23 protein-coding genes and 3 pseudogenes are annotated in these 23,948 nt (G+C 65.4%); 14 read left to right on the top strand and 12 right to left on the bottom strand.

Going from position 1 to position 23,948, the window contains the following annotated elements:
• Nucleotides 1-17: 17 nt before the first annotated feature.
• From FOM02_RS00760 to FOM02_RS00735, 6 genes are all read left to right on the top strand, one after another.
• Entirely contained in the window at nucleotides 18-488 is a 471-nt protein-coding gene (locus FOM02_RS00760; RefSeq protein WP_231164173.1) for a hypothetical protein, read from the top strand.
• On the top strand, nucleotides 485-916 hold the full coding sequence (locus FOM02_RS00755; protein ID WP_084334613.1) for a BA14K family protein: 432 nt from the start codon (nucleotides 485-487) through the stop codon (nucleotides 914-916). The genes FOM02_RS00760 and FOM02_RS00755 overlap by 4 nt, the downstream gene beginning before the upstream one ends.
• A 312-nt stretch (nucleotides 917-1,228) precedes the next feature.
• Complete coding sequence (gene cpaB / locus FOM02_RS00750; RefSeq protein WP_027561656.1) at nucleotides 1,229-2,047, top strand: Flp pilus assembly protein CpaB; 819 nt, start codon at nucleotides 1,229-1,231, stop codon at nucleotides 2,045-2,047.
• A 13-nt stretch (nucleotides 2,048-2,060) separates the two neighbouring features.
• Nucleotides 2,061-3,584 (top strand): type II and III secretion system protein family protein, encoded by a 1,524-nt coding sequence (locus FOM02_RS00745; protein ID WP_027561657.1) that lies wholly within the window; start codon nucleotides 2,061-2,063, stop codon nucleotides 3,582-3,584.
• A 52-nt stretch (nucleotides 3,585-3,636) separates the two neighbouring features.
• A complete protein-coding gene (locus FOM02_RS00740) occupies nucleotides 3,637-4,371 on the top strand; it encodes a CpaD family pilus assembly protein (protein WP_027561658.1) in 735 nt (244 codons plus the stop codon).
• The gene (locus FOM02_RS00735; protein WP_027561659.1) at nucleotides 4,368-5,657 is read left to right on the top strand and encodes an AAA family ATPase; all 1,290 of its coding nucleotides are present in this window, start codon (nucleotides 4,368-4,370) and stop codon (nucleotides 5,655-5,657) included. Before FOM02_RS00740 ends, FOM02_RS00735 begins: the two co-directional genes overlap by 4 nt.
• A 56-nt stretch (nucleotides 5,658-5,713) precedes the next feature.
• On the opposite strand, the gene FOM02_RS00730 is transcribed toward FOM02_RS00735, so the two are convergent.
• Nucleotides 5,714-6,487, bottom strand: a complete 774-nt coding sequence (locus FOM02_RS00730) for a tetratricopeptide repeat protein (protein WP_027561660.1) — start codon at nucleotides 6,485-6,487, stop codon at nucleotides 5,714-5,716.
• An 80-nt stretch (nucleotides 6,488-6,567) separates the two neighbouring features.
• Nucleotides 6,568-6,813 (bottom strand): PilZ domain-containing protein, encoded by a 246-nt coding sequence (locus FOM02_RS00725; protein WP_011083489.1) that lies wholly within the window; start codon nucleotides 6,811-6,813, stop codon nucleotides 6,568-6,570.
• Nucleotides 6,814-7,037: 224 nt separating this feature from the next.
• On the opposite strand from FOM02_RS00725, the gene FOM02_RS00720 reads away from it, so the two are divergent.
• The 3 genes and pseudogenes from FOM02_RS00720 (at nucleotide 7,038) to FOM02_RS00710 (ending at nucleotide 11,513) form a co-directional block, all read left to right on the top strand.
• Complete coding sequence (locus FOM02_RS00720) at nucleotides 7,038-8,576, top strand: YifB family Mg chelatase-like AAA ATPase (RefSeq protein WP_092211635.1); 1,539 nt, start codon at nucleotides 7,038-7,040, stop codon at nucleotides 8,574-8,576.
• Between the two features lie 111 nt (nucleotides 8,577-8,687).
• The gene (locus FOM02_RS00715; protein ID WP_027561665.1) at nucleotides 8,688-9,155 is read left to right on the top strand and encodes a hypothetical protein; all 468 of its coding nucleotides are present in this window, start codon (nucleotides 8,688-8,690) and stop codon (nucleotides 9,153-9,155) included.
• A gap of 196 nt (nucleotides 9,156-9,351) precedes the next feature.
• Nucleotides 9,352-11,513 (top strand): annotated as a pseudogene (locus FOM02_RS00710) (ATP-binding protein).
• A 133-nt stretch (nucleotides 11,514-11,646) separates the two neighbouring features.
• Here the strand turns inward: FOM02_RS00710 and coaA are convergent.
• The 7 genes and pseudogenes from coaA to hisB form a co-directional block, all read right to left on the bottom strand.
• Nucleotides 11,647-12,603 carry a type I pantothenate kinase gene (gene coaA / locus FOM02_RS00705; protein ID WP_027561667.1) on the bottom strand — a complete coding sequence of 319 codons (957 nt, stop codon included), beginning with the start codon at nucleotides 12,601-12,603 and terminating at the stop codon, nucleotides 11,647-11,649.
• 21 nt (nucleotides 12,604-12,624) lie between these two features.
• Entirely contained in the window at nucleotides 12,625-12,951 is a 327-nt protein-coding gene (locus FOM02_RS00700) for a phosphoribosyl-ATP diphosphatase (RefSeq protein ID WP_027561668.1), read from the bottom strand.
• A 76-nt stretch (nucleotides 12,952-13,027) separates the two neighbouring features.
• The gene (gene hisF, locus FOM02_RS00695) at nucleotides 13,028-13,801 is read right to left on the bottom strand and encodes an imidazole glycerol phosphate synthase subunit HisF (RefSeq protein WP_027561669.1); all 774 of its coding nucleotides are present in this window, start codon (nucleotides 13,799-13,801) and stop codon (nucleotides 13,028-13,030) included.
• A 3-nt stretch (nucleotides 13,802-13,804) separates the two neighbouring features.
• A pseudogene (gene hisA / locus FOM02_RS00690) lies at nucleotides 13,805-14,541 on the bottom strand (1-(5-phosphoribosyl)-5-[(5-phosphoribosylamino)methylideneamino]imidazole-4-carboxamide isomerase).
• Nucleotides 14,538-15,188: an imidazole glycerol phosphate synthase subunit HisH gene (hisH, locus tag FOM02_RS00685; RefSeq protein WP_027561671.1), complete on the bottom strand. Its 651-nt coding sequence runs from the start codon at nucleotides 15,186-15,188 to the stop codon at nucleotides 14,538-14,540. Before hisH ends, hisA begins: the two are co-directional and overlap by 4 nt.
• A complete protein-coding gene (locus FOM02_RS00680; protein WP_027561672.1) occupies nucleotides 15,185-15,715 on the bottom strand; it encodes a DUF2628 domain-containing protein in 531 nt (176 codons plus the stop codon). The genes hisH and FOM02_RS00680 overlap by 4 nt, the downstream gene beginning before the upstream one ends.
• A 66-nt stretch (nucleotides 15,716-15,781) precedes the next feature.
• Nucleotides 15,782-16,375 (bottom strand): imidazoleglycerol-phosphate dehydratase HisB, encoded by a 594-nt coding sequence (hisB, locus tag FOM02_RS00675; RefSeq protein WP_027561673.1) that lies wholly within the window; start codon nucleotides 16,373-16,375, stop codon nucleotides 15,782-15,784.
• Between the two features lie 254 nt (nucleotides 16,376-16,629).
• Between hisB and hslV the strand changes: the two genes are divergently transcribed.
• The 5 genes from hslV to FOM02_RS00650 all read left to right on the top strand — a co-directional run bounded on the left by hslV (nucleotide 16,630) and on the right by FOM02_RS00650 (nucleotide 21,148).
• Entirely contained in the window at nucleotides 16,630-17,190 is a 561-nt protein-coding gene (gene hslV / locus FOM02_RS00670; RefSeq protein WP_027561674.1) for an ATP-dependent protease subunit HslV, read from the top strand.
• A 186-nt stretch (nucleotides 17,191-17,376) separates the two neighbouring features.
• Nucleotides 17,377-17,862 (top strand): GNAT family N-acetyltransferase, encoded by a 486-nt coding sequence (locus FOM02_RS00665; RefSeq protein ID WP_027561675.1) that lies wholly within the window; start codon nucleotides 17,377-17,379, stop codon nucleotides 17,860-17,862.
• Nucleotides 17,859-18,476 (top strand): DUF2585 domain-containing protein, encoded by a 618-nt coding sequence (locus tag FOM02_RS00660; protein WP_027561676.1) that lies wholly within the window; start codon nucleotides 17,859-17,861, stop codon nucleotides 18,474-18,476. Before FOM02_RS00665 ends, FOM02_RS00660 begins: the two co-directional genes overlap by 4 nt.
• A gap of 49 nt (nucleotides 18,477-18,525) precedes the next feature.
• Nucleotides 18,526-19,830 carry an ATP-dependent protease ATPase subunit HslU gene (gene hslU, locus FOM02_RS00655; protein ID WP_027561677.1) on the top strand — a complete coding sequence of 435 codons (1,305 nt, stop codon included), beginning with the start codon at nucleotides 18,526-18,528 and terminating at the stop codon, nucleotides 19,828-19,830.
• Nucleotides 19,831-20,023: 193 nt separating this feature from the next.
• Nucleotides 20,024-21,148, top strand: a complete 1,125-nt coding sequence (locus FOM02_RS00650; RefSeq protein ID WP_027561678.1) for a hypothetical protein — start codon at nucleotides 20,024-20,026, stop codon at nucleotides 21,146-21,148.
• Between the two features lie 5 nt (nucleotides 21,149-21,153).
• Here the strand turns inward: FOM02_RS00650 and FOM02_RS00645 are convergent.
• From FOM02_RS00645 to FOM02_RS00635, 3 genes and pseudogenes are all read right to left on the bottom strand, one after another.
• Nucleotides 21,154-21,546: pseudogene (locus tag FOM02_RS00645) on the bottom strand (Smr/MutS family protein); the annotation flags it as partial.
• 18 nt (nucleotides 21,547-21,564) lie between these two features.
• Entirely contained in the window at nucleotides 21,565-22,968 is a 1,404-nt protein-coding gene (locus FOM02_RS00640; protein WP_265441396.1) for a murein transglycosylase A, read from the bottom strand.
• Nucleotides 22,946-23,644: a Tim44/TimA family putative adaptor protein gene (locus FOM02_RS00635; RefSeq protein WP_027561681.1), complete on the bottom strand. Its 699-nt coding sequence runs from the start codon at nucleotides 23,642-23,644 to the stop codon at nucleotides 22,946-22,948. The genes FOM02_RS00640 and FOM02_RS00635 overlap by 23 nt, the downstream gene beginning before the upstream one ends.
• Between the last annotated feature and the right edge of the window lie 304 nt (nucleotides 23,645-23,948).

Raw genomic sequence — 23,948 nt, 5'->3', positions numbered from 1 at the left:
CGAATGCGACGGCGACCATGGACTTGCGGCGCGGCTGGCCTAAGTCCCCCCGACTGCCTCAAACAGGTTATGAAAACATGCTTACGAGAACATTTTGCGCGGTCGCGCTGATGGCTGTTTCGTCAATGCCGGCGCGGGCCGACAGCTGCGCAGACCACTATCAGATGAGCGGTGTTCCGCTGGTCACGGGCACGACCCACAAGGTCTGGATGATCTTCCCATCGGTCAATCCCGCCGTTGCCCTCGACAGGGTCTCCCGTGCCGTCATGGCGGAAGGCTTCGTCGACGTGAACGTCGACAAGGCGCTTGGCACGCTGACCACTCAGCAGGAGACGACCGGATCCGGGCGGCCGCAGACGCTGCGCGTCGTCGTGCGCAAGGACGTCAAAGGCAGCCGCGTCGATGCGGTCTTCATCATGCCGCCGGGACAGGTCGCTCCGGGCATCAGCAGCAACTTGTGCCGTGTGGTGGATGCAGCCGGCCAGTGAACGCCGCGTTCAAGGGAAGCGGGTGGCAGGTGCCCTGCACCCACAGCAATGAAGCAGGAAATTCGATGCGAAACGATCACATGTCAAAAATCGTCCTGATGGCCGCCGTCGGCGTCGCGCTGTTGTCGACCTCCGCGATGTCGGCGCCGTTACAGACCAATCCGGGCCTTGCTGCCACGGCGCCTGAAATGACCGAGCAGGTCTGGTGCCGTTACGGACAGTGCTATGACAACGGCGCCGGTGTGGGCGGACTGGTCGGTGGCCTCATCGGCGGCGCGATCGCAGCCGGTGCAGCCAGCGCCGCCGCGCAACAGGAAGCGGCGGCCGCCCAGCAACACGCGACCTCCTGCGCGCAACGTTATCGCTCATACGATCCGGCGACGAATACGTTCGCGGCAAAGGATGGCCGGCGCTATCCTTGCCAGTGAATCTTGAGAGCGGTGGCGTCGGCGGGCGAGATGGCGCCTGTCACGTCATGGCGCAGCATCAGCTCAAGCGCCACTAACCACCCGTTCACCATGACGCCTCGCGCCTCGTGCGAACGCAGGAGCGGCCCCGCGTGAAACTACGGGGCCGCTGGCCGACCGGATAACGCGGCGTTCACCATCTGCCCAAAACCAGCAGCGTGACCGGCGATCACATTCGACCTCGCAACACCCCTTATACTTTTCCTCCCTACTCATCGACGCAGGGGAACCCGCCAGGTGCGGTTCGAGTGCCCCGCGTAAGAGTAGAAGCGTATGAACACCGCACGCATTGTCGTTCTCGTCATCGCACTGGGCGCCGGCGGCGTCGCTGCGTATCTGGCGAGCGGCTATCAGAATACTGCCGCACCCGTCCTTCCAATCGTCGAGAAGCTGCCGACGATCGAGGTTCTGGTCGCCAAGAACGACATCCAGCTCGGTCAGGCCGTGAAGCCCGAGGACCTGGTATGGCAGGCCTGGCCGGCGGCGACCGCAAGCAGCGCTTTCATCCGTCGCGACAACAGGCCCGAGGCGCAGACCCAGCTCACCGGCTCGATCGCGCGCGTGCCGCTGATGCAGGGCGAGCCGATCCGCGAGCAGAAGCTGGTCAAGGCCGAGGGCTCCGGCTTCATGGCCGCGATCCTGCCGTCGGGCATGCGCGCCGTTTCCACCGAGATTTCCGCCGAGACCGGCGCCGGCGGATTCATCCTGCCGAACGACCGCGTCGACATCGTGCTGACCCGCCGCCTGAAGAATCCTGACGGCGGCAACAACAACGGCCCGACCGGCGGCAACGACCTCATCCTGTCCGAGGTCATCCTGACCAATATCCGCGTGCTCGCGATCGACCAGGCGCCGAAAGAAAAGGACGGCCAGAACGCCGTCGTCGGCAAGACCGTCACGCTCGAGCTCAGGCCCGACCAGGTCGCCACGCTCTCGGCCGCGCGCCAAGGCGGCACGCTGACGCTCGCGCTGCGCAGCATCGTGGATGCCAACGCCATCGACGGCACGCCTGAGGAGGCGGTCAAGCGTCCGGGCGGTGTGAACGTGATCCGTTACGGGGTGCAGGCGCGGCAGCTGACGTCACAGAAGTGATGATGGGGATAGCATGAACTACGGGGAAGATCGGATGGGCCTGCGCCTTCGGGGGAAGCGCGCGCGCTCGTCCTTAGCAGGGGCAATGCTGATGCTGGGGCTGGTCGCAGCCCCCGATTTCGTCACCGCCGCGGATGCGCCGGTCGGCGACCAGGCGCCGATGCAGGCGCCGCCGGATCTCAGCATATCGCCGGTTTCGACCATTGCATCGGCCCGCACGCGGTTCCTCTCGCTTGGCGTGGGCAAATCCGTCGTCATCGACCTGCCGCGCGAGGTCAAGGACGTGCTGGTGGCCGATCCCAAGATCGCCAACGCGGTGATCCGCTCGGCCCAGCGCGCCTACATCATCGGCGGCCAGGTCGGCCAGACCAATGTCGTGTTCTTCACCGCCGACGGCCAGCAGGTCGCCGCCTACGACATTGCGGTGAAGCGCGATCTCAACGGCATGCGCGCGGCGCTGCGCCAGTCGCTGCCGGGCGTGCAGATCGAAGGCGTCGGCGACAGCGTGATGCTGACCGGCTCGGTGTCGAGCCCGGTCGAGGCCCAGCAGGCCGGTGACGTCGCCGCAAAGCTCGTCGGCGGCTCGGACAAGGTCGTCAACAACATCGTCGTGCGCGGCCGCGACCAGGTGATGCTCAAGGTCGTCGTCGGCGAAGTCAGGCGCGACATCGTCAAGCAGCTCGGCGTCGATCTCAGCGCCAGCCTGAACGCCGGCACTGCGGTGGTGAATTTCAACAATACGAACCCGTTCACGGTCTCCGGCGGCCCGCTGGTCGGCACCAACGGGCTCGGCGTCGCCGGCATGGCCAAGGGCGTGGCCACCGTCAGTGCCACCATGCGCGCGATGGAAACCGCCGGCGTGATGCGCACCTTGGCCGAACCGAGCCTGACGGCGATCTCGGGCGAATCCGCGACCTTCATCGCGGGCGGCGAATTCCCGATTCCGGCAGGTTATTCCTGCGATCCCATCACCCACGTCTGTACCACCCAGATCTCCTACAAGAAGTTCGGCATCTCGCTGAACTTCACGCCGGTCGTGCTCAGCGAAGGCCGCATCAGCCTGCGGGTCATGACCGAGGTCTCGGAGCTGTCGAACCAGCAGGCGATCACCGTGACGCAGGCGGTGTCGTCGTCCGTGAACAACTCGATCACCATCCCCTCGATCCAGACCCGCCGCGCGGAGACCACGCTGGAAATTCCCTCGGGCGGCTCGATGGCGATGGCCGGCCTGATCCAGCAGCAGACCAAGCAGGCGATCAACGGCCTGCCCGGAATCGACCAGGTGCCGATCCTCGGCGCGCTGTTCCGCAGCCAGGACTTCGTCAACAACGAGACCGAGCTGATGGTGATCGTGACGCCCTACGTGGTGCGCGCGGTCGCCCAGAAAGAATTGTCGCGGCCCGATGACGGCTTTGCACCGGCCTCGGATGCGCAGACCGCGCTGCTCGGCCGCATGAACCGCCTCTATGGCATCGCGGGCCGCCGCGTCGATCCGATCGACGGCTTCCGCGGCGATTTCGGCTTCATCATCGACTGAGACCGACGGCTTGGGGGCCGGGGCGAGACACGGGGCAGGAGGGGATAAGGCGATGACGAAGATGACAGCCGATCGACGTCGCAGCTTACGGATTGCGCTGGCGCTGACGGGGCTCTCCGTCCTGCTCGGCGCCTGCAACACCACTGGCGAAATCGTCACCCAGACGGTGCCGACCGACTACCGCCAGCGCCACCCGATCGCGGTGCAGGAAGGCAAGAAGTCGATCGTGATCTTCGTCGGCAAGGCCAGAGGCGGCCTCTCAGCCGCGCAGCACGCCGACGTCGCCGGCATCGCCCGGGACTGGGTGCGCGAAGGCACCGGCTCCGTCGTGGTCGACGTGCCCGTCGACACCGCGAATTCACGCGCCGCGGCGGCGACCTATCAGGAGATCCGCTCCGTGCTCGCCTCCGGCGGCGTGCCGTCGCGCGCCATCGTCCAGCATCGCTACCGCCCCGAGGATCCCGGACTACTGCCGACCATCCGCCTGAGCTATTCGAAGATCACGGCCGTCGCGGGCCCCTGCGGGCTGTGGCCGGAAGACGTCGGTCCGTCCATCCTCGATCCCGGCTACAACGAGAACCATCCCTACTTCAATCTCGGCTGCGCCAGCCAGCGTAACCTCGCGGCCATGATCGACAATCCCGCCGACCTCGAGCAGCCGCGCGCGGAGACGCCGGCCTATACCGCGCGGCGCGAGATCGCCTTCGACCGTTACCGCAAGGGCTCGACGACCGCGACCACCTATCCAGAGTCCGACAGGGCCAAACTGAGCGACACAGGCAAATGACCAGCGTCCACGACGAAGAGGCGGACGATCCGCAGCACCCCGAGGAACACATTGCGCCGGTTCCTCGCATCTCCGTGCAGGCCTTTTGCGAGACCGAGCAGACGCTCCAGGCGGTGACCGCCGCCGGGCAGGACCGCCGGCTCGCCAAGGCGCATCTGACCGCCAAGAGCGGCGGCCTCGCCGCGGCGATCGAAGTCTACGATTCGATGCCGACACCGAACGTCATCGTGATCGAGTCCGACGGTACGCGCGACATCCTCGAGGGCCTCGACGATCTCGCCGGCGTCTGCGATCCCGGCACCCGCGTGGTGGTGATCGGCAATCCCAACGACACTGCGCCCTATCGCGAGCTGGTCCGCCGCGGCGTCAACGACTATGTGGTGGGACCGGTCGAGACCCTCGACGTCGTCCGCTCCATCTGCAGCCTGTTCTCGGCGTCCGAAGCCATCATCACCGGCCGCGTCATCGCCGTGGTCGGCGCCAAGGGTGGCGTCGGCGCGTCCACGGTCGCGCACAACGTCGCCTGGACCATCGCGCGCGACCTCGCGCTCGATTCCGTCGTGATCGATCTCGACCTTGCCTTCGGCACCGCCGGCCTCGACTACAACCAGGACCCGGTGCAGGGCATCGCCAATGCGGTGCTGTCGCAGGACCGCCCCGACACGGCGCTGATGGAACGCCTGCTCGCCAAATGCACCGACCGCCTCAGCCTTCTTGCTGCACCCGCCACGCTTGACCGCGTCTACGATTTCGGCGCGGAAGCCTTTGATGCGGTGTTCGACACGCTGCGCATGACCACGCCCTGCATCGTGCTCGACGTGCCCCATCAATGGTCGGGCTGGACGCGGCGCGCGCTGGTCAATGCCGACGACATCGTGATCGTGGCCGAGCCTGATCTTGCCAACCTGCGCAACACCAAGAACATGCTCAGCGTGCTCAAGGCCGCGCGACCGAACGACCGGCCGCCGCTGTACTGCATCAACCAGGTCGGCATGCACAAGCGCGCCGAGATCGAGGTCAAGGCATTTGCCAAGACCATGGAGAGCCAGCCGCTCGCGGTGATCCCGTTCGATTCGAAACTGTTCTCGACCGCAGCCAACAACGGCCAGATGATCGCGGAGGTGTCCAGGAGTCACCGCACCACCGAGCTGTTCCAGAATATGGCGAACCGCCTCGCCGGCCGCGGCGAGGTGAAGAAGCCGAAGCGCTCGCTGCTCGGACCACTGCTGAAGAAGCTGAAGGGCCGGTCAAGCCGCAGCTCCGCGCCGCACCGCAAGGCGTCGTAAGGTCTCCGTCGGAGCGCTAGGTGAGTCTCATCCCATAAGGCGTCTATAGAGGCCGGCTACCTGTCCGCCCGCTGCTGCTTCTTTGCCAGCAGCTGCCGCAGCGCCGTGACCTTGGCCGCGGCCTGGTCCGGCGGCAGATCGGCCTTCACGAGGATTTCGGCCTCGGACTCGCGGCCCTGCAATCCCAGCACGAGTGCGAGATTGGCACGGACCCGCGCATCGTTCTGATTGCGCTGATAGGCGCGGCCGAGCACCTGTTCGGCCTTCGGCAGATTGTTCTGCAGCACGTAGGACAGGCCGAGATTGGACAGCACGGTCGGCTCGTCGGGCGCGATCTTCAGCGCCGCGGCGTAATATTGCTGCGCTTCCTCGTTGCGGCCGAGCTGATCGAGCGCCGCGCCCTGCGCCGACAGGATGCGCCAGTCGGGATCCTCGGGCGAATGCGCGCGGCCGAGCACGTCGAAGGCCTGCTGGAAATTGCCGTTGTCGGCGAGCGCACGGCCATAGCCGGCGAGCAGCGCCTTGCTGCTGGGATGACCGAGCACGGCCTGCTCCAGCACCGCGACCGCCTGCGCGCGCTGGCCGCTCTCGCGCAGCGCCTTGCCGTATTCCAGCGCGACGTTGGGATCACTGGGCTTGGCGCGATAGCGCTCGCGCAAGGTGTCCATGTCCGACTTCGGATCGGCCTTGCCGGCTGTCTCCGATTTGCCGCCAAGCGCGCCGGTGACGTCCTCGAGGCCGGTGGTCTGACAGCCGCCGAGGGCAAGTGCCAGCAACGCGGACAACAGATATCGCGCCGGGGGAGAGGCAACGGGCAAACGCTTGGACATACTCTGATCACTCGGCGACTGATCAGAGATGCTTTGCCTATTAACGCTAAAGTCCCGTTAAAGAGACAGTCGTTCAGACCTTAGTCGGTGAATTCGGCGCCGAATTCGCAGCCGATACGCCAGCGCAGGCGGCATTGGCGGGAATAGTCCGGCGCGAAGATGATGGTGAATTGCGGCGGCACTTCCAGAAATTCAGCCACGACCTTCACGCCGCCATCCGAGATATCCGTGATCGTGCAATCCCGCGGCAGCGAGCCCGCGCCAAAATGAATCTTGGCGAGCCGGCTGCACACCCGACGTTCGCTTCTCCGGCGATTTGCAAGCATTTGAACTGTTCACCCGTTAGACCACGGCCCATCCCGCACCTTAGAAGTAGCGAACATTCGTTGGGATGTGCTGAGCGCAGCCGCTCGCATTCGAGGCTTAGTGTCTGGCCCCCGTTTACGGCTCGTTAAGGCTTGCCTCGCCCGGAAATGTTCCCGTATTGTTCTTGCGGAGTGCGCCGGGCTCTGCTACCCTCGATTGTACGAGAGGGCAGGCTGGTTCGGGCATGGTTCAGCGGGTTTCTACCGTCGCCTTTGAGGGGATCGAGGCTCGTGCGGTCGACGTGCAGGTGCAGGTCGCGCCGGGCCTGCCGGCCTTTGCCATCGTCGGCCTGCCGGACAAGGCGGTTTCGGAGGCGCGCGAACGCGTGCGCTCGGCGCTGATCGCCTCGGGGCTGGCGCTGCCGGCGCGGCGGATCATCGTCAATCTGGCGCCGGCCGACCTGCCGAAGGAAGGCAGCCATTACGACCTGCCGATCGCGCTCGGGCTGATGGCGGCGATCGGCGCGATCCCGCCGGATGCGCTGACGGGCTTTACCGTGCTCGGCGAGCTCGGTCTCGACGGCTCGATCGCACCGGTGGCCGGCGTCCTGCCGGCCGCGATCGGCGCCAATATGCGCGAGGAAGGCTTGATCTGCCCGGCGTCTTGCGGCTCCGAAGCGGCCTGGGCGAGCCCGGACATCCAGATCATCGCCGCAAGCTCGCTGATCCAGATCGCCAACCACTTCAAGGGCACGCAGGTGCTGTCGCGGCCCTCGCCGAAGGTGCACGAGGCCGCCGCCTCCACGCTCGATCTGCGCGACATCAAGGGCCAGGAGAGCGCCAAGCGCGCGCTGGAGATCGCGGCCGCCGGCGGACACCATCTCCTGATGATCGGCGCGCCCGGCGCCGGCAAATCGATGCTGGCGGCGCGCCTGCCCTCGATCCTGCCGCCGCTGTCGCCGGGCGAATTGCTCGAGGTCTCGATGATCGCCTCCGTTGCCGGCGAGATCGAAGGCGGCGCGCTGACCGCGCGGCGGCCGTTCCGCTCGCCGCATCATTCGGCCAGCATGGCGGCGCTGACAGGCGGCGGCATGCGCGCAAAGCCCGGCGAGATCTCGCTGGCGCATCAGGGCGTGCTGTTCCTCGACGAGCTGCCGGAGTTCGATCCGCGCGTCTTGGATTCGCTGCGCCAGCCGCTGGAGAACGGAGAGGTCGCGGTGTCGCGCGCAAACCACCGCGTCACTTATCCGGCGCGCTTCATGCTGGTCGCAGCGATGAATCCGTGCCGCTGCGGCAACGCGTTCGAGCCGGGCTATGCGTGCAAGCGCGGCCGCGTCGATCGCTGCACCGGCGACTACCAGGCGCGCATCTCCGGCCCGCTGATGGACCGCATCGATTTGCGCATCGAGGTGCCCGCGGTCACCGCAGCCGATCTGATCCTGCCGCCGCCGGCGGAAGGATCCGCCGAAGTCGCCGCGCGCGTCGCGGCGGCGCGCGACATCCAGCTTGCACGCTATGCCGATGCCGGCCTGCCCAATGTCCGCACCAACGCCGAAGCGCCCGCCTCCGTGCTGGAGGACGTCGCCAAGCCCGACGCACAGGGACAGAAACTGCTGCGCGACGCTGCCGAGACCATGCGGCTGTCGGCGCGCGGCTATCACCGCGTACTGCGGGTGGCACGCACGCTCGCCGACCTCGACAATGCCGACAAGATCGGCCGGCTGCATCTCGCCGAGGCCCTGTCCTACCGCGCACTCGCGGAGGATGTGCGGCAGCTCGCCTGATCATTCTGCGCATCAACCCGGCGGTAACGAGTTTCCTTTACGCTCTGCAAACCATAAGGCCATGCGTTCTTAAGGGGACAGTTCCCGAGCGGCCTTGGTGAGTAGAGTGTCATGTTGCGTTTCAAGATCCTGGCCTCGGTTGTTCCCTTGTTGGCGGCTGCGGTGTTCGCCCGCGGCGAGATCGGATCGGTCTCGCATCCCTGCATCGCTCTCGGCGAAACCTCGGTCGAGCTGACATCGCTGTTCTGGACCGCCGGTGTCCATGTCGCCTTCACCGACGATCCCGACAAGGCGACGGTGCGGGTTCAGATCACCGATGATGCGGACGCTGCGGACTTCGCCGTCGTCGACGACGGCCTCGGGTCCGAGCCGGACTCCTGCGAGGCTACTGCGTCGAACCGCCTCGTCTCGATTGCCGCGCAGCCCGTCGATGGCGGTCCGGTGATCTATCTCTCCACTGAGGGACCGGCGGATTACCGCATCTATGTGCGCTCGCGGACGTTCTCCCAGCGCGAGGCGGCGGCGCTGATCGTCGGCGCCCGCGGCGGCCACCGCCACCTCCATGCTGCCTCGCTCTAGGTTTGAGCATGATCTTTCCGGAAAACCGCTGCACACTTTGCGCAAACGCGGCCCTTCGGGTCCGGATCATGCTCTGAGGCATTAACACCTCGTCAACCCTGTTTGGAGGCTGCCCCAAAGCCTCAAACTGTTCGCAAGGTCGGCACGACATCGTCGCACGCGCTGGCGGCGGGGTTTCGGATAAGGGTCGGTGGAGATGGATCGGATGTTCCGGATCAAGGTGCGCATGCGCCGCTTCAGGCGGCGGCATCCCCGCATCGCCTTCGCGATCCGCTCCTTCATGATCTTCTCGGCGACCTTCGGTGGCGCCTATGGTTTCGTCACCGGCAGCCGGGCCGAGAATTCCGGCTACGATCCCCACGCCTTTGCGATCGGCGCGAGCTTCCTGTTCGCGCTCGCCTGCCTCGGCCTTGCCACGCTGAGCATGCGCCTGCGCTTCGTCAACAAACGGATGCGCAAGCTCGCCGCGCATAACGAGGCGCTGATCGACCGCAATTGGGAGCTGAAGGAGGCCGAGGAGCGCGCGCGCAGTTTGTTCGAGCAGCAGGGCGATCTGATCGTGCTGCGCGACACCCAGGGCCGCATCACCTTCGCCAATGACGCCTATTGCGTGCTCGCGGGGCAGCCGCGCGGCGCGCTGGTCGGCACGCGGTTTGACTTTGACGTGCTGGAGCAGGGCGACAGCGCCCGCGAGAGCAGCGGCACGCGCGTCCACGACCAGAAGATCGCAACCCCGCTCGGCGCGCGCTGGATCGCCTGGCGCGAAGGCTATGTCCGGCTCGACGCCGGCCAGCCCGCCGAATTGCAGAGCGTCGGGCGCGACGTCACCGACCGCACCGAGAGCGAACGCGCGCTGTCGGACGCGCGCGACCAGGCCGATGCCGCCAACCGCGCCAAGTCGCGCTTCCTGGCGATGGCCTCGCACGAGATCCGCACGCCGCTGAACGGCATCATCGGCATGGGCGGCCTGTTGCTCGACACCAATCTGACGCCGGAGCAGACGACCTACGCCAGGGCAGTGAAGACATCGGGCGAAGCCTTGATGGCGCTGATCGAGGAGCTGCTCGACTATTCCAAGATCGAGGCCGGCAAGCTCGATCTCGAGCTTCGCCCGTTCGCGCTCTCGACCCTGATCGAGGAGATCACCGAGCTGCTGGCGCCGCGCGCGCAGGCAAAGCAGCTCGAGATCGCCGCCTATGTCGACGAGCGCCTGCCGCTGGAAGTGGTCGGCGACGCCGCACGGCTGCGTCAGGTGCTGCTCAACCTCGCCGGCAACGCCATCAAGTTCACGGCAAACGGCGGCGTCGCGCTGATCGTCGAGCCCGGCATCTGGCAGAATGAGATCAGTTTTCTGGTGCGCGACACCGGCATCGGCATCGCACCCGACGCGCAGCAGCGCATCTTCCGCGAATTCGAGCAGGCCGACGCGCGCGTCGCCCGCACCTATGGCGGCACCGGGCTTGGCCTCGCCATCAGCGAGCGCATCGTCAAGCGCATGGGCGGCCGCATCACGCTGACGAGCGAGCCGGGCAAGGGGGCGACCTTCGAGGTCGCGCTGCCGCTGGCGGCATCGCCGGGCGGCGCAGGACAGACGGCGTTTCCGAACCCTGACCTCACCGGCAAGTCGATCCTCCTGGTTGCCGACGGTATCGAGGCCTCGCTGATCGCGCGGCGCCTGGAACGCTGGGGCGGCCAGACCTGCATGACGTCCGATGCCTCGGTCGCGGAAGCGCTGCTGCCGGAGCGATCCTGGCACGCAATGCTGGTCGATCGCGCGATCGGCGCAGCCATCGCCGACCGGCTTGGCGGGCTGGCGCGCGCGCATGCGGCGCAGCGGCTGGTGCTGCTGACGTCGAGCTCGCGCCACGAGAAGTTTTCGGCTTGATTTCACCGGCTTCCCGGTCAAGCCCTTACGCGCCGCCTCGCGACTCCACCGGCGCAGCCCCGGCAAGGGGCATGTCGATCCTCGTCGCCGAGGACAATGAGATCAACGCGCTGCTGATGCGCTCGCTGCTGACAAAACTCGGTCACCGCGTCGTCATCGCCGTCCATGGCGAGGCCGCGCTGGAATCCTGGCTCGCGGCATCATCGGCCGGCACGCCCTATGATCTCGTGCTGATGGACATCCAGATGCCGCAGCTCGACGGCATCGAGGCGACCAAACGCATCCGCGGCCACGAGGCTGCAACCAGCGGGCAGCACACGCCGATCCTCGCGCTCACCGCCAATACGCTGGTGGAAGATCGCTACGCTTGTTTCGAGGCCGGCATGAACGGATTTCTGATCAAGCCGCTCGATCGCGAGAAGCTGGAAGAGGCGCTGACCGGACTGGCGGCAGCGCGGCATCTGGCGGTGTAGCCACATCGAAGGTGCCGTAGGGTGGCAAAGCGAAGCGTGCCCACGCATCGTTCGACAACAGGCACAGAGCGTGGGCACGGCGCTTCGCGCCTTTGCCCACCCTACGGCACCGCGGCCTACGGCTACAGCACCGTCACAGCCGCCGCAGCGCCACGCTCTCCACGGTATGATCGGCGCCCTTCTTCAGGATCAGCGTCGCGCGGGGGCGGGTAGGCAAGATGTTGTCCTCGAGGTTGGCGAGGTTGGTGCGTTCCCAGATCGCGATCGCGGTCGCGGTGGCTTCCTCGTCCGACAGCAGCGCATAGCGGTTGAAGTAGGACTTTGGATTGGTGAACGCGGTGTCGCGCAGCGCCAGGAAGCGCTTGATGTACCACTGCCGCAGCGCCGCCTCGTCGGCGTCGATATAGACCGAGAAATCGAAGAAGTCGGAGACGACGGGCACCGCCTTGCCGTCGCGCGGCAGCTTGCCGGTCTGCAGCACGTTGACACCTTCGACGATCAAAATGTCGGGCTGGTCGACCTCGGCCCACTGGCCCGGCACGATGTCGTAGGTCAGATGCGAATAAACCGGCGCACGCACATGGCGGCGGCCGGACTTGATGTCGGAGAGGAAGCTCAAGAGCAGCGGCAGGTCGTAGCTCTCCGGAAAACCCTTCTTCTGCATGATGCCCTGCCGGTCGAGCACCGCGTTCGGATAGAGGAATCCGTCCGTGGTGATCAGCTCGACTTTCGGCCGCGGCGACCAGCGCGCCAGCAGCGCCTGGAGCACGCGGGCCGTGGTCGACTTTCCGACCGCGACCGAGCCGGCGACGCCGATGATATAGGGCACCTTGCGGTCGCGGATGTTGAGGAACTGGCGCTCGGCGTAATACAGCCGCTGCATCGCATCGACATAGATCGAGAGCAGGCGCGACAGCGGCAGGTAAATGTCCTCGACCTCCTGCAAGTCGAGGCGGTCGTGCAGGGAGCGCAGCCGGTCGAACTCGCCCGGCTCCAGCGTCATCGGCGTATCGTCACGCAGTCGCGCCCACTCTTCGCGCGAATAGACGCGGTAGGGGTTATACTGCTGCTCCGGTGCGCGGATATCCATGACGCGACCTCTCCACCTCGGCTAGTTGCCGCTCTTGCGCGACGCTTTCTCTTCCAACCCTGACATATTCGTACGCTTGTCCAGCGCCGCTTCCACCTCTTCCAGCTTTACGCCGCGGGACTTGAGCAGCACAAGGAAGTGATAGAGCAGGTCGGCACTTTCAGCGATCAGATGCGCGCGATCGTTTTCGACTGCTGCGATTACGGTTTCGACTGCTTCCTCACCGAACTTCTTGGCGCAATGCTCGGCGCCCTTGTCGAGGAGCTTACGGGTATAGGAGGCCTCGCCACCGGACGCCGCGCGGGCGTCGATGGTCTCGGCGAGATGATGGATCGTGAAACGCGCCATACAGAACACTCAATACACGTCCGGCTGAACGAGCCGGTCTCGCCCGCCTATGTAGCATTTTTATGAAGCGGAGTCGTCAGGCATCAAGGCGCATGGCTAGCCCGCGCCGGGCCATATGCTCCTTGGCTTCGCGGATGGTGAATTCCCCGAAGTGGAAGATCGAGGCGGCCAGCACCGCGGTGGCGTGGCCGTCGCGGATACCGTCGACGAGGTGGTCGAGATTGCCGACGCCACCCGAGGCGATCACGGGAACGGGAACGCTGTCGGCGATTGCCCGGGTCAGCGGGATGTCAAAGCCCTGCCTGGTGCCGTCGCGATCCATCGAGGTGAGCAGGATTTCGCCGGCACCGAGCGAGACCACTTCCTGGGCATATTCGATGGCATCGATGCCCGTGGAGTTGCGCCCGCCATGGGTAAAAATCTCCCAGCGGTCGCCGCCCGGGCGCTTCACCCGCTTGGCGTCGATCGCGACCACCACGCATTGCTCGCCGAACTTTTCGGCGGCTTCCTTGACGAACTCGCGGCGCGACACCGCGGCGCTGTTGATCGAGACCTTATCGGCGCCGGCGCGCAGCAGCGTCTTGATGTCGTTGACCTCGCGCACCCCGCCGCCGACGGTCACCGGCATGAAGCAGGCCTCGGCCGTGCGCCGGACCACGTCGAGCATGATACCGCGGTTCTCATGGGTCGCAGTGATGTCGAGGAAGGTGAGCTCGTCGGCGCCGGCGGCGTCATAGGCGATCGCGGCTTCGACGGGATCGCCGGCATCGCGCAGGTCGACGAAGTTGACGCCCTTGACGACGCGGCCGTCCTTGACGTCGAGGCAGGGGATGACGCGCACCTTGAACATGTGTCAGCTCCTGCGCGCGTCGCGGATCAAGGTGAGGGCGGCGGCAGGATCGAGCCGGCCGTCGTAAAGCGCGCGCCGGCGATCGCGCCGGCGAGCTTTTTCGCGCGCGGCGTCAGCATGGCCTTGACGTCCTCGATCGAGGCGAGGCCGCCGGAGGCGATCACCGGAATCGAGATAGCGTCGGCAAGCGCGATGGTCGCATCCAGGTTCAGGCCCTTGAGCAGGCCGTCGCGCGCGATGTCGGTGAAGATGATGGCGGCGACGCCGGCATCCTCGAAACGCTTTGCGATCTCCAGCACCGTCACTTGCGAGGTCTCGGCCCAGCCTTCGACCGCGACCTTGCCGTCGCGGGCGTCCAGCCCGACCGCGACGCGGCTGGGGAATTTCTTCGCAGCAGACTTCACCAGCTCGGGATCGCGCACCGCGGCGGTGCCGATGATGACGCGGGTGATGCCCTTGTCGAGCCAGGCTTCGACGGTCTTGAGATCGCGAATGCCGCCACCGAGCTGCACCGGAATCTTGATCGTCTTCAGCATCGCCTCGACGGCCTCGGCATTCACCGGCTTGCCGGCAAACGCACCGTCGAGATCGACGACGTGGAGATACTCAAAACCCTGCTCGGCAAAGCTCTGCGCCTGCGCGGCAGGATTGAGGTTGAACACGGTCGCGCGCGCCATGTCGCCTTGCTCGAGGCGCACGCATTGGCCGTTCTTGAGGTCGATCGCGGGAAAGAGAATCACGGTTTCCATCGCAAGAAATTCGAGATCAGGGCCAGACCAAAACGCTGGCTCTTCTCGGGGTGAAACTGCGTGCCGACCGCGGTGTCCTTGGCGACGATCGCGGTGACAGGTCCGCCATAATCGGCGCGCGCGAGCACGTCCGCCTCGCTGGCGGGATTGAGGTGGTAGGAGTGCACGAAATAAGCATGCTGGCCCTTGGGGCCGAGCGGCAGCTTGTTCAGCACCGGATGCTCGCGCAACACCTCGAGCGTATTCCAGCCCATGTGCGGGATCTTCAGGTTTTCATCGCGCGGCGTGATCTTCTCGACGTCGCCGCCGATCCAGTTCAGGCCTTCGGTGATGACATGCTCCTTGCCGCGGCTCGCCATCAGCTGCATGCCAACGCAGATGCCGAAGAACGGCCGCGCCTTGACGCGGACCGCCTCGGTGATCGCCTCAACCATGCCGTTGACGGCATCGAGCCCGCGCCGGCAATCGGCGAAGGCGCCGACGCCCGGCAGCACCAGACGGTCAGCCTCATAGGCCTGATCGGGATCGCTGGTGACGAAAACCTTTTGCGGATTTTCCAGGCTGCGCGCGGCGCGCTCGAAGGCCTTCGCGGCGGAATGCAGATTCCCGGAACCGTAATCGATGATGGCGACGCTCATCTTGACCCTCCCGGTTCTGGAAACAAACCAATGATGCCGCCGGCCGGAATCGGCGGCGGGTTCGAGAATTGCTGGCCCGGCACGCTGCGGGTCGGCGGCGGGCCGCCGCGATCGACCGCCCATTGATCGTTGACGATGCCGTGCTGCTTCTGGCTCCAGCGCTCGAAGAAGCGGCGCTCGGCGGTGTCCTCGTCGTCGGCAATCACGACGTCGAGCTGCCGCCATTTGCCGCGCGACAACGTCCAGCGACGCAGGCTCGAGGCCTCAAAACCCATCAAGAGCGCGACGATGAGATCTGAGAAGAAGATCGACGAACGTCCGACACCGAGGCTGGACAGGCCGGCGTTGAATGCGGCCACGAAAATCAGATAGCCGATCAGCGCCAGCCAAAGCCGGTTCCACAGCAGCCAGAACGGGCCGAAGATCATCGCCCAGAAATGAAAGCCGTCGCGCACGAACACGAACTTGTCGGTCGCGCGCAGATCGGCTCCGGCAGGAGAGGGAGCATGAACTGTGTAGACAGGCATGGCGATGCCCCGTGCTCGAGAATTGAGTAGAAAGCGCAAGCGGCGCATGCCGCCGGCCGGAAGACGTCAGCCGCCGAGCGAGCCCTTGGTGGACGGGATCTCGCCCGCAGCCTTCGGATCGATCGCGACCGCGGTGCGCAGCGCCCGCGCGAGACCCTTGAAGCAGGACTCGGCGATATGGTGGCTGTTATCGCCATATAGGGTCTCGACGTGGAGAGTCACGCCGGCGTTGATGGCGAAGGCCTGGAACCACTCGCGCACCAGCTCGGTGTCGAACTCGCCGATCTTGTCGCGGGGGAAGTCGGCCTTGAACACCAGGAACGGGCGGCCCGAGATGTCGATGACCACGCGCGACAGCGTCTCGTCCATGGGCATGTGCACGCCGGCATAGCGGGTGATGCCCGCCATGTTGCCGAGCGCCTGCTTGACCGCCTGGCCGAGCGCGATGCCGGTGTCTTCGGTGGTATGGTGATAATCAATGTGCAGGTCGCCGACCGCCTTGACCGTGAGGTCGATGCGGGAATGGCGGGCGAGGAGATCGAGCATATGGTCGAAAAAGCCGATGCCGGTCGCGATATTGGCCACGCCGGTGCCATCGAGGTTCACGGAGACCTCGATGTCGGTTTCCTTGGTCTTGCGCTTGATCGTCGCGGTGCGCATGGAAAATCGGTTTCCACGTTGGTTTTGAGCATGATCTTGTCGGAAAACCGGTAGCCACTTTTCCGGATCATGCTCTTTGAGCCGAAAACGCCAGTCTCTTAACAGCCAAATGACGCCTTCGCTACTGCGGGAACGGCTGGCGGGGCCTCTACTTCTGCCTATGGTGAGCGAAATTCGGCCCGGAACGGCCCGTTGTGCGCCTGTTGTCCCTTGGCTCCCGACCCCCTAAATCAGCCCGGACAACGAGGATTACGATGCAGGATTCCCAGAACAGCTCGCCGGGCTGGCACGGCACCACGATTTTGACGGTCCGCAAGGGCGGCAAGGTGGTGGTCGGAGGCGACGGCCAGGTCTCGATCGGCCAGACCGTGATCAAGTCCAACGCCAAAAAGGTCCGCAAGCTCGGCAAGGGCGACGTCATCGGCGGCTTTGCCGGCGCCACGGCCGACGCCTTCACCCTGTTTGAGCGGCTGGAGAGCAAGCTCGAGCAATATCCGGGGCAATTGACCCGGGCCGCCGTGGAGCTGGCCAAGGATTGGCGCACCGACCGTTACCTCAGGCGGCTGGAGGCCATGATGATCGTGGCCGACAAGGACGTCTCCCTGGTGCTGACCGGCACCGGCGACGTGCTCGAGCCCGAGGCCGGCGTGATGGCGATCGGCTCCGGCGGCAACTATGCCCTGGCGGCAGCGCGGGCCCTGATCGACACCGACAAGGACGCCGAGACCATCGTCCGCCGCTCCCTCGACATCGCCGCCGACATCTGCGTCTACACCAACCGTAATCTGACCATCGAGAGCCTGGCGACCGGGTAGAGCTTGCCCGTGATTGGACGGCGGAGCTCAGGAGCCGTTGTAGCCTCTCCCGCTTGCGGGAGAGGTTGGCGCGTAGCGCCGGGTGAGGGCTCTCTCCACCCAGGGAGTGTCCCGATGCTGAGATACCCTCTCCCCAACCCTCTCCCGCAAGCGGGAGAGGGGGCGAAGCACCGTTGTGGCGGCTAGATGAGCCTCTCCTACACTTTCCGCCCGATGAGACCAGCCGACCTGCCGCTGATCCGGCGGTGGCTGAGGGAGGCGCATGTGCGGGAATGGTGGGGCGATCCGGACGAGCAGTTTACGCTCGTCAGCGGCGACCTCGATGAGCCCGCCATGGACCAGTTCATCGTGTTGGCTGACGACAAGCCGTTCGGCTATCTTCAGTGCTACCGCCTGACCGCCTGGAATACGGGCTTCGGGCCGCAGCCGGAGGGCACGCGTGGGATCGACCAGTTCATCGGCGAAGGCGACATGGTCGGGCGCGGCCACGGCTCGGCGTTCATCCGCCAATTTGTCGATGATTGCTTCCGGCACGGCCTGCCGCGCATGGTCACTGACCCCGATCCGCTCAACGCGCGCGCGCTGCGCGCTTACGAGAAGGCAGGTTTCGTCCGCGACCACATGGTCGACACGCCCGACGGGACGGCGCAGCTGATGGTGCGCGAGCCATGACGCTAGTCCACGCGCGCGCGAGTAGGGCCGCAGTCTCGCCGCTCGCCTGGGCCGGGATCGCGCTGTCGCTGCTGGCGCTGCAGGCCGCGGTGCTGTTCGCGATGGGGCGTGTGCCGATCTGCACCTGCGGCTATGTCAAGCTCTGGCACGGCGTGGTGAACAGCTCGGAGAATTCGCAGCACATTGCCGACTGGTACAGTTTCTCGCACGTCCTGCACGGCTTCCTGTTCTATGGCCTGACCTGGCTGCTGTTCGCGCGGCTGCCGCTGCTACGCCTCTCCTGGCCCGCCCGGCTGATCATCGCCATGCTGATCGAAGGCGCCTGGGAGATCGTCGAGAATTCGCCGTTCATCATCGAGCGTTACCGCGCCGGCACGATCTCGCTGGATTATTACGGCGACAGCATCGTGAATTCGGTCTCTGACACGCTGTTCATGATGCTCGGGTTCCTCGCCGCGCGTGTGCTCCCCATATCTGTGACCGTCCTCACCGGGCTCGCCTTCGAAATCATGCTGGCGCTCCACATTCGCGATAATCTGACGCTCAATATATTGATGCTGATCCATCCGATCGAGGCCGTGAAGCAATGGCAATCGGGCCCGCCCATCATCTGACCTAAAATGCGGCTTGTCCTTGGCCGCCTCCAGCCCTAGCTAAGCAGACATGACAGACTTCTCCCCCCGCGAAATCGTATCCGAACTCGACCGTTTCATCGTCGGCCAGACCGACGCCAAGCGCGCCGTCTCGATCGCGCTGCGCAACCGCTGGCGGCGGCAGCAGCTTGAAGGCTCGCTGCGCGAGGAGGTGCTGCCGAAGAACATTTTGATGATCGGACCCACCGGCGTCGGCAAGACGGAGATCGCGCGGCGGCTCGCCAAGCTTGCGAATGCGCCGTTCCTGAAGGTGGAAGCGACGAAGTTCACCGAGGTCGGCTATGTCGGCCGCGACGTCGAGCAGATCATCCGCGATCTCGTCGAGGTGGCGATCGCCCAGGTCCGCGAGCGCAAGCGCAAGGACGTGCAGGCGCGCGCGCAGCTCGCCGCCGAGGAGCGCGTGCTAGACGCGCTGGTCGGCGCCAACTCAAGCTCGGCGACGCGCGAATCCTTCCGCAAGAAGCTGCGCGCCGGCGAGCTCAACGACAAGGAAATCGAGATCGAGACGCAATCGTCCGGCAGCGGCATGCCGATGTTCGAGATCCCCGGCATGCCGGGCGCGCAGATGGGCGCGATCTCGATCGGCGACATCTTTGGCAAGCTCGGCGGCCGTCCCAAGACGCGGCGGCTGACAGTGGAAGGCTCGCACGAGATCCTCGTCAACGAGGAATCCGACAAGCTGCTCGATTCCGATCAGCTGACGCTGGAAGCGATCAGCGCCGTCGAGAACAACGGCATCGTGTTCCTCGACGAGATCGACAAGATCTGTGCGCGCGAAGGCCGCGCCGCCGGCGACGTCTCGCGCGAGGGCGTGCAGCGCGATCTGTTGCCGCTGATCGAAGGCACCACGGTCTCGACCAAGCACGGCGCGGTCAAGACCGACCACATCCTGTTCATTGCCTCCGGCGCCTTCCACGTCGCAAAGCCGTCGGACCTCTTGCCGGAATTGCAGGGCCGGCTGCCGATCCGCGTCGAGTTGCAGGCGCTGACCCGCGACGACATGCGCCGCATCCTGACCGAGCCCGAGGCCTCGCTGATCAAACAATATGTCGCCCTGATGCAGACTGAGGGCGTCACGCTCGACATCACCGACAGCGCCGTCGACGCGCTCGCCGACGTCGCGGTCGCCGTCAACTCCACCGTCGAGAATATCGGCGCGCGGCGGCTCCAGACCGTGATGGAGCGGGTGCTGGACGAGATCTCCTTCACTGCCCCCGACCGCAGCGGCGAGACCGTCAAGGTCGACGCCGATTTCGTGCAGAAGCACGTCGGCGACCTCGCCAAGAACGCGGATCTGAGCCGGTTTATTTTGTAGTTCGCGAGAGATCGGCTATCTATTCCGCCGTCGTCCCCGCCAACGCGGGGACCCATAACCACCAGCGGTCCTTATTGAAACAGATGGCGGCTCCGATTCCGGCACACACGACCTCCTGTGGTTATGGGTCCCGGGTCGCGCTTCGCTTGCCCGGGACGACAGCGGAGATAGATCGCGCCAGCTCAGGTGCGGCGTGATCGCTGACATCCAGAAAAATCCCTGGCGCGTGCTGCTCGCGATCAACGCGGCGGTCATCGTCGGCGTGTTCATTCACAAGATCCTGCTGCCGCCTTACGTCCCCTACATCCACCTCCTCGTCGACTACCATTTCGGCTTCATCAAGCGCGCGCTGATCGGGGCGATCGTCGCGCTGTTCACGGACAAGGTGCCGGTGTGGCTCGTGTTCGCCATCTCAGGCGCGGCGTGGCTGGTGACGCTGGGGCTGTTCCTCAGGCTCTTCCAGAAGACGTTCGGCTTCTCCAATAAGACGCTGCCGCTGTTCGTCCTGATCGCGGGCTCGCCGTACTTCCTGAAGAACTTCATGCACACGCTCGGCCATTTCGACATCTATGGCTGCGTGTTCGCGCTCATCCTGCTGCTGATGCCGGCCGGCTCGCTGCTGTTCGTCGCGACAGCCACGCTGTTCGCGATCATCCTGGTGCTGATCCACCACATCCATCTGCTGATGTATGTGCCGACCATCATCACCATCGTCGGAATCAAGCACTATCTCGTGCACGGCATCACCAGAACGAATATCGCATTCGGTTTTGTGGCGCTGCTGTGCGTGAGCACGCTGTTCCTCGCTGCGCAGTTCCTGGGAACGATGCCGATCCCCGAGGCGGATTTCCTGGCCTATCTGAAGAGCCGCATGGCCGATCCGTCCCGCACCAGCCTGCTCCAGTTCAGCTACATCTGGTACCAGCCGCTGTCGAAGGAGGTGTCCGACACCTGGAAATGGCTGCCGCACAACAGTCTCGGCCTGCCCGTGTTCGCGCTGCTGCTCTGGCTGCACACGCCACTGTGGCGCTATTTCGCCGACCTGATCGCCGCGCTCGCGAACGAGCTGCACCGGCGCTTGGTCATCGCGGCGCTGCTCGGCATCAGCCTCGCCTATCTCATCATGTTCGCGATGGTGTTCGATTATTCGCGCTGGATGTCGAACTGGGCGGTCTGCATGTTCCTGATCCTGCACGCGGTGAAGACGCTGCCCGCCGCGCGCGAAACCGCGTTGATCCCGTCGGACGACAAGAGGACCAACATCTTCGGCCTGGTCCTCACCCTGATCCCGCGCGTCGGAATCGTCCGGCCGTTCTAGCGGATTTAAAATCTCGCCCGCCTGATCCGCACATACAGCGCACCCTCGCCGCCGTGGCCGATTGCGGCCTCCTCGAAGCCGACGACGAAGGCGCGGAATTCCGGCAGGCTCAGCCACTCCGGCACTTGCCGTCGCAGCACGCCGCTTTCGCCGCCGCTGCGGCCCTTGCCGGTGATGACGAGCACGAAGGTCAGGCCGTCATGATGGGCGCGGTGCAGGAATCCGGTGAGGGCACGATGGGCGCGCATCTGGGTCATGCCGTGCAGGTCGAGCCGCGCCTCGATCTCGCTGCGGCCACGCGACAGTTTTGTGCGCTCGCGCTTGCCGAGCGGCGCCAGCGGCGGCATCGCCGGTTTTGCCACGCGCGGCGCGGGCGCAGCCGCAACCGGCCGCGGTGACAAGGGCGATGAGTTTCATCATTTCGGCTGGAATGCCTGCTCCTCCGCCTTGTCGGTTTGCGGAAACAGCCTTGCGATCTTCTCCGACGGCCTGGGATCCGGCACCGGCAGCCGGGCGGCCCGCGCCGCGGGATCGATGCCCTTCGGCACCAGCATGACAAAGTGCATGGGATGGCGGAGCCGCCCGGAAACGCGACCGGCCTCCTGGCCGGCACCAAAGTAGAGATCGGCGCGCGCAGGGCCGATGATGGCCGAGCCGGTGTCCTGCGCGATCATCAACCGATGGAACGGTGTCTTGGACCGTTCGGAATCGATCGGCAGCTCGCCCTCGATAAAGAACGGCGTGCCGTAGACATGCAGCGACTTGTCGACCGCGATCGAGCGGCCGGCGGTGAGCGGAATGCCTTGCGCGCCGACCGCCTCGTCCTTGTCGGAGAGATTGACCTCGCGGAAGAAGATGTAGGAACGGTTCTGGCGCCGCAGCTCCTTGGCGCCGTCAGGGTTCTGCGCCATCCACTCCCTGATCTTCTGCATCGACATCTCTTCCTTCGGAATGATGCCGCGCTCGATCAGGATGCGACCGACGGCGGTGTAGGGATAGCCGTTATAGGCGTCGTAGTTGAGCCGGACGGTGCCGCCGTCGTCGAACTTGATCCGCGCCGAGCCCTGGATCTGGGCGAACAAGAGATCGGTCGGATCCTTCAGCCAGGCGATCTCGAGCCCGCGGCCGGCGATCTTGCCGTCCTCGATCTCACCGCGATCGTAATAGGGCACGAGCTTGCGGCGGCCGATCTTGCGGTACACCGGCCCCTTGTTGGGCAAGCTCACCGAATCCTGCTTGTAGCCGCGCACGAACAGGTTTGACGGGCGGCGATAGACCGGCACGTTGAAGACGTCAGTCTGCGTGCGCGATCCCTCCAGCACCGGCTCGTAATAGCCGGTGACGAAACCGTCGGGCTCGCCAAGGCGGGAGATGCGCAGCGGCGCGAAATTCTGCTCGAAGAAGGCTTTTGCTTTCGCGTCGTCGCTGAGGTCGAGCGATTTGGCGGCGCGGCAGGGCTCGTTCAGCGAGGCGCCGAGCGCTTTCGGCTCAGCCGCACCCGACTGTGCATTGATAGACTTGCAGCTCGCGCGAAAGGTCTTGTAGGCGGCGAGATGGTCGTCCTCGCTCCAGCCCTTCACGTCGGCCCAGGCCAGCGGCAGGTATTGCGCGCCTGATATCTCGAATGGCAAGGGAAGCTGCGGATAGGGCAAGGCCCGCGGAGGGTGGGCAGCCAATTCCGGGAGATGATGGTGATGACTGCGATAGTGGCGGCGGGCCGCCTCGGCGCCGAGCGAAAACGACGATAGCGCGACGACACCTGCGCAGAGCGCCGTCGCGCTATTCTTCAGAAGGGTCTTAATTCGCGCTTCCGGTGCCAACCAGCTTCCAGTTCGGATCGCGAGAGGTGGTGTCGCGGGCGAAAGTCCAGATGTCGGTGATGTCGGCCACCGTGTCGGCGCTGCCGTCGACGATGGTGCCGGTCTTGTCGCGGGTCGCCGAGATCATCTGCGAGACGAAGCGCACGGTGAGCTGGGCGGTACGGTCGCGCAGCTCGGCGCCGACGAGCTCGGCCTTGTCGATCGAGACGAAGCGCGTCTCGGTCTTCTGCTCGTTCTTCTCGCGCTCCTTGATCGCGGCGTCGAAGCTCTCATAGACCTCCGACGACAACAGGTCGCGCAGCGCGCGGCGGTCGCCATTGGCAAAGGCCAGCACGATCATCTCGTAGGCGCCGCGCGCGCCCGAGATGAAATGGCGCGGGTCGAAGGTGGAATCCTTCTCGACGATGGCGTCGAGCCCCTGGGCGAGCGGGGTGCCCGGCTCGGCGAGGCCCTTCCAGCGATCGGAGGGCGGGGCCGGCTCGGTCGCCGGCGCCAGCGGGGCCTGGTCGATCACCTTGCCCGGCATGGTCACGACGTTCTTGTCCTGGGCGCCCTGAAGCGCGTTGCGGTCGAACGGCGGCGGCCGCTCGTTGCCCGTGCGCTGCCCCAGCACGCTGCGCAGCCTCAGGAAGATAAAGACCGCCAGCGCCAGGAAGATGATGGTGTAGATGTCCACGTCGTATTCGCTTTCTGGTCTTATCGAGAAGGGTCTTCGGGATCGTTGCCGGGAAAATCAATCCGGCCAGTAGACCGTTCCATACGGGAACGGCAAGTCTACATCACCATTTTAGGTCCACGTCAGGTCCGTGGGATGTAGGCACGGAATCTTGCCCGGCCAATGGCGCCTTTTGGCACAGCCGCGAGTGTAGCGCGTTTTATCCTTAAGGGGAAACCCGATCGTGCCCGGAAATCGCGCATCTTCAATCATTTAAGGCGTAATTTCGCCAAAAGGCCGGGCCGAGCGTCACAGTTGTGGGCGC

Origin of the sequence: Bradyrhizobium sp. SEMIA (assembly GCF_014844175.1) — a bacterium.
In the GTDB taxonomy this organism is placed as follows: Bacteria; Pseudomonadota; Alphaproteobacteria; order Rhizobiales; family Xanthobacteraceae; genus Bradyrhizobium; species Bradyrhizobium arachidis.
Note: the sequence above shows the minus strand (reverse complement) of the source record. Positions and strands in the feature narration are given on the sequence as shown.

Excerpts from the sequence above, each read along its gene's own strand:
- FOM02_RS00700 (WP_027561668.1), bottom strand. The coding sequence starts at position 12,951 with ATGGCGCGTTTCACGATCCATCATCTCGCCGAGACCATCGACGCCCGC.
- FOM02_RS00660 (WP_027561676.1), top strand. The coding sequence starts at position 17,859 with ATGACGCTAGTCCACGCGCGCGCGAGTAGGGCCGCAGTCTCGCCGCTC.
- hisF (WP_027561669.1), bottom strand. The coding sequence starts at position 13,801 with ATGTTCAAGGTGCGCGTCATCCCCTGCCTCGACGTCAAGGACGGCCGC.
- cpaB (WP_027561656.1), top strand. The coding sequence starts at position 1,229 with ATGAACACCGCACGCATTGTCGTTCTCGTCATCGCACTGGGCGCCGGC.
- FOM02_RS00715 (WP_027561665.1), top strand. The coding sequence starts at position 8,688 with ATGTTGCGTTTCAAGATCCTGGCCTCGGTTGTTCCCTTGTTGGCGGCT.
- FOM02_RS00665 (WP_027561675.1), top strand. The coding sequence starts at position 17,377 with ATGAGCCTCTCCTACACTTTCCGCCCGATGAGACCAGCCGACCTGCCG.
- hisB (WP_027561673.1), bottom strand. The coding sequence starts at position 16,375 with ATGCGCACCGCGACGATCAAGCGCAAGACCAAGGAAACCGACATCGAG.
- FOM02_RS00745 (WP_027561657.1), top strand. The coding sequence starts at position 2,061 with ATGAACTACGGGGAAGATCGGATGGGCCTGCGCCTTCGGGGGAAGCGC.
- FOM02_RS00760 (WP_231164173.1), top strand. The coding sequence starts at position 18 with ATGGACTTGCGGCGCGGCTGGCCTAAGTCCCCCCGACTGCCTCAAACA.
- FOM02_RS00680 (WP_027561672.1), bottom strand. The coding sequence starts at position 15,715 with ATGCCTGTCTACACAGTTCATGCTCCCTCTCCTGCCGGAGCCGATCTG.
- coaA (WP_027561667.1), bottom strand. The coding sequence starts at position 12,603 with ATGGATATCCGCGCACCGGAGCAGCAGTATAACCCCTACCGCGTCTAT.
- hslV (WP_027561674.1), top strand. The coding sequence starts at position 16,630 with ATGCAGGATTCCCAGAACAGCTCGCCGGGCTGGCACGGCACCACGATT.
- FOM02_RS00725 (WP_011083489.1), bottom strand. The coding sequence starts at position 6,813 with ATGCTTGCAAATCGCCGGAGAAGCGAACGTCGGGTGTGCAGCCGGCTC.
- FOM02_RS00720 (WP_092211635.1), top strand. The coding sequence starts at position 7,038 with ATGGTTCAGCGGGTTTCTACCGTCGCCTTTGAGGGGATCGAGGCTCGT.
- FOM02_RS00740 (WP_027561658.1), top strand. The coding sequence starts at position 3,637 with ATGACGAAGATGACAGCCGATCGACGTCGCAGCTTACGGATTGCGCTG.
- FOM02_RS00730 (WP_027561660.1), bottom strand. The coding sequence starts at position 6,487 with ATGTCCAAGCGTTTGCCCGTTGCCTCTCCCCCGGCGCGATATCTGTTG.
- hisH (WP_027561671.1), bottom strand. The coding sequence starts at position 15,188 with ATGAGCGTCGCCATCATCGATTACGGTTCCGGGAATCTGCATTCCGCC.
- hslU (WP_027561677.1), top strand. The coding sequence starts at position 18,526 with ATGACAGACTTCTCCCCCCGCGAAATCGTATCCGAACTCGACCGTTTC.
- FOM02_RS00735 (WP_027561659.1), top strand. The coding sequence starts at position 4,368 with ATGACCAGCGTCCACGACGAAGAGGCGGACGATCCGCAGCACCCCGAG.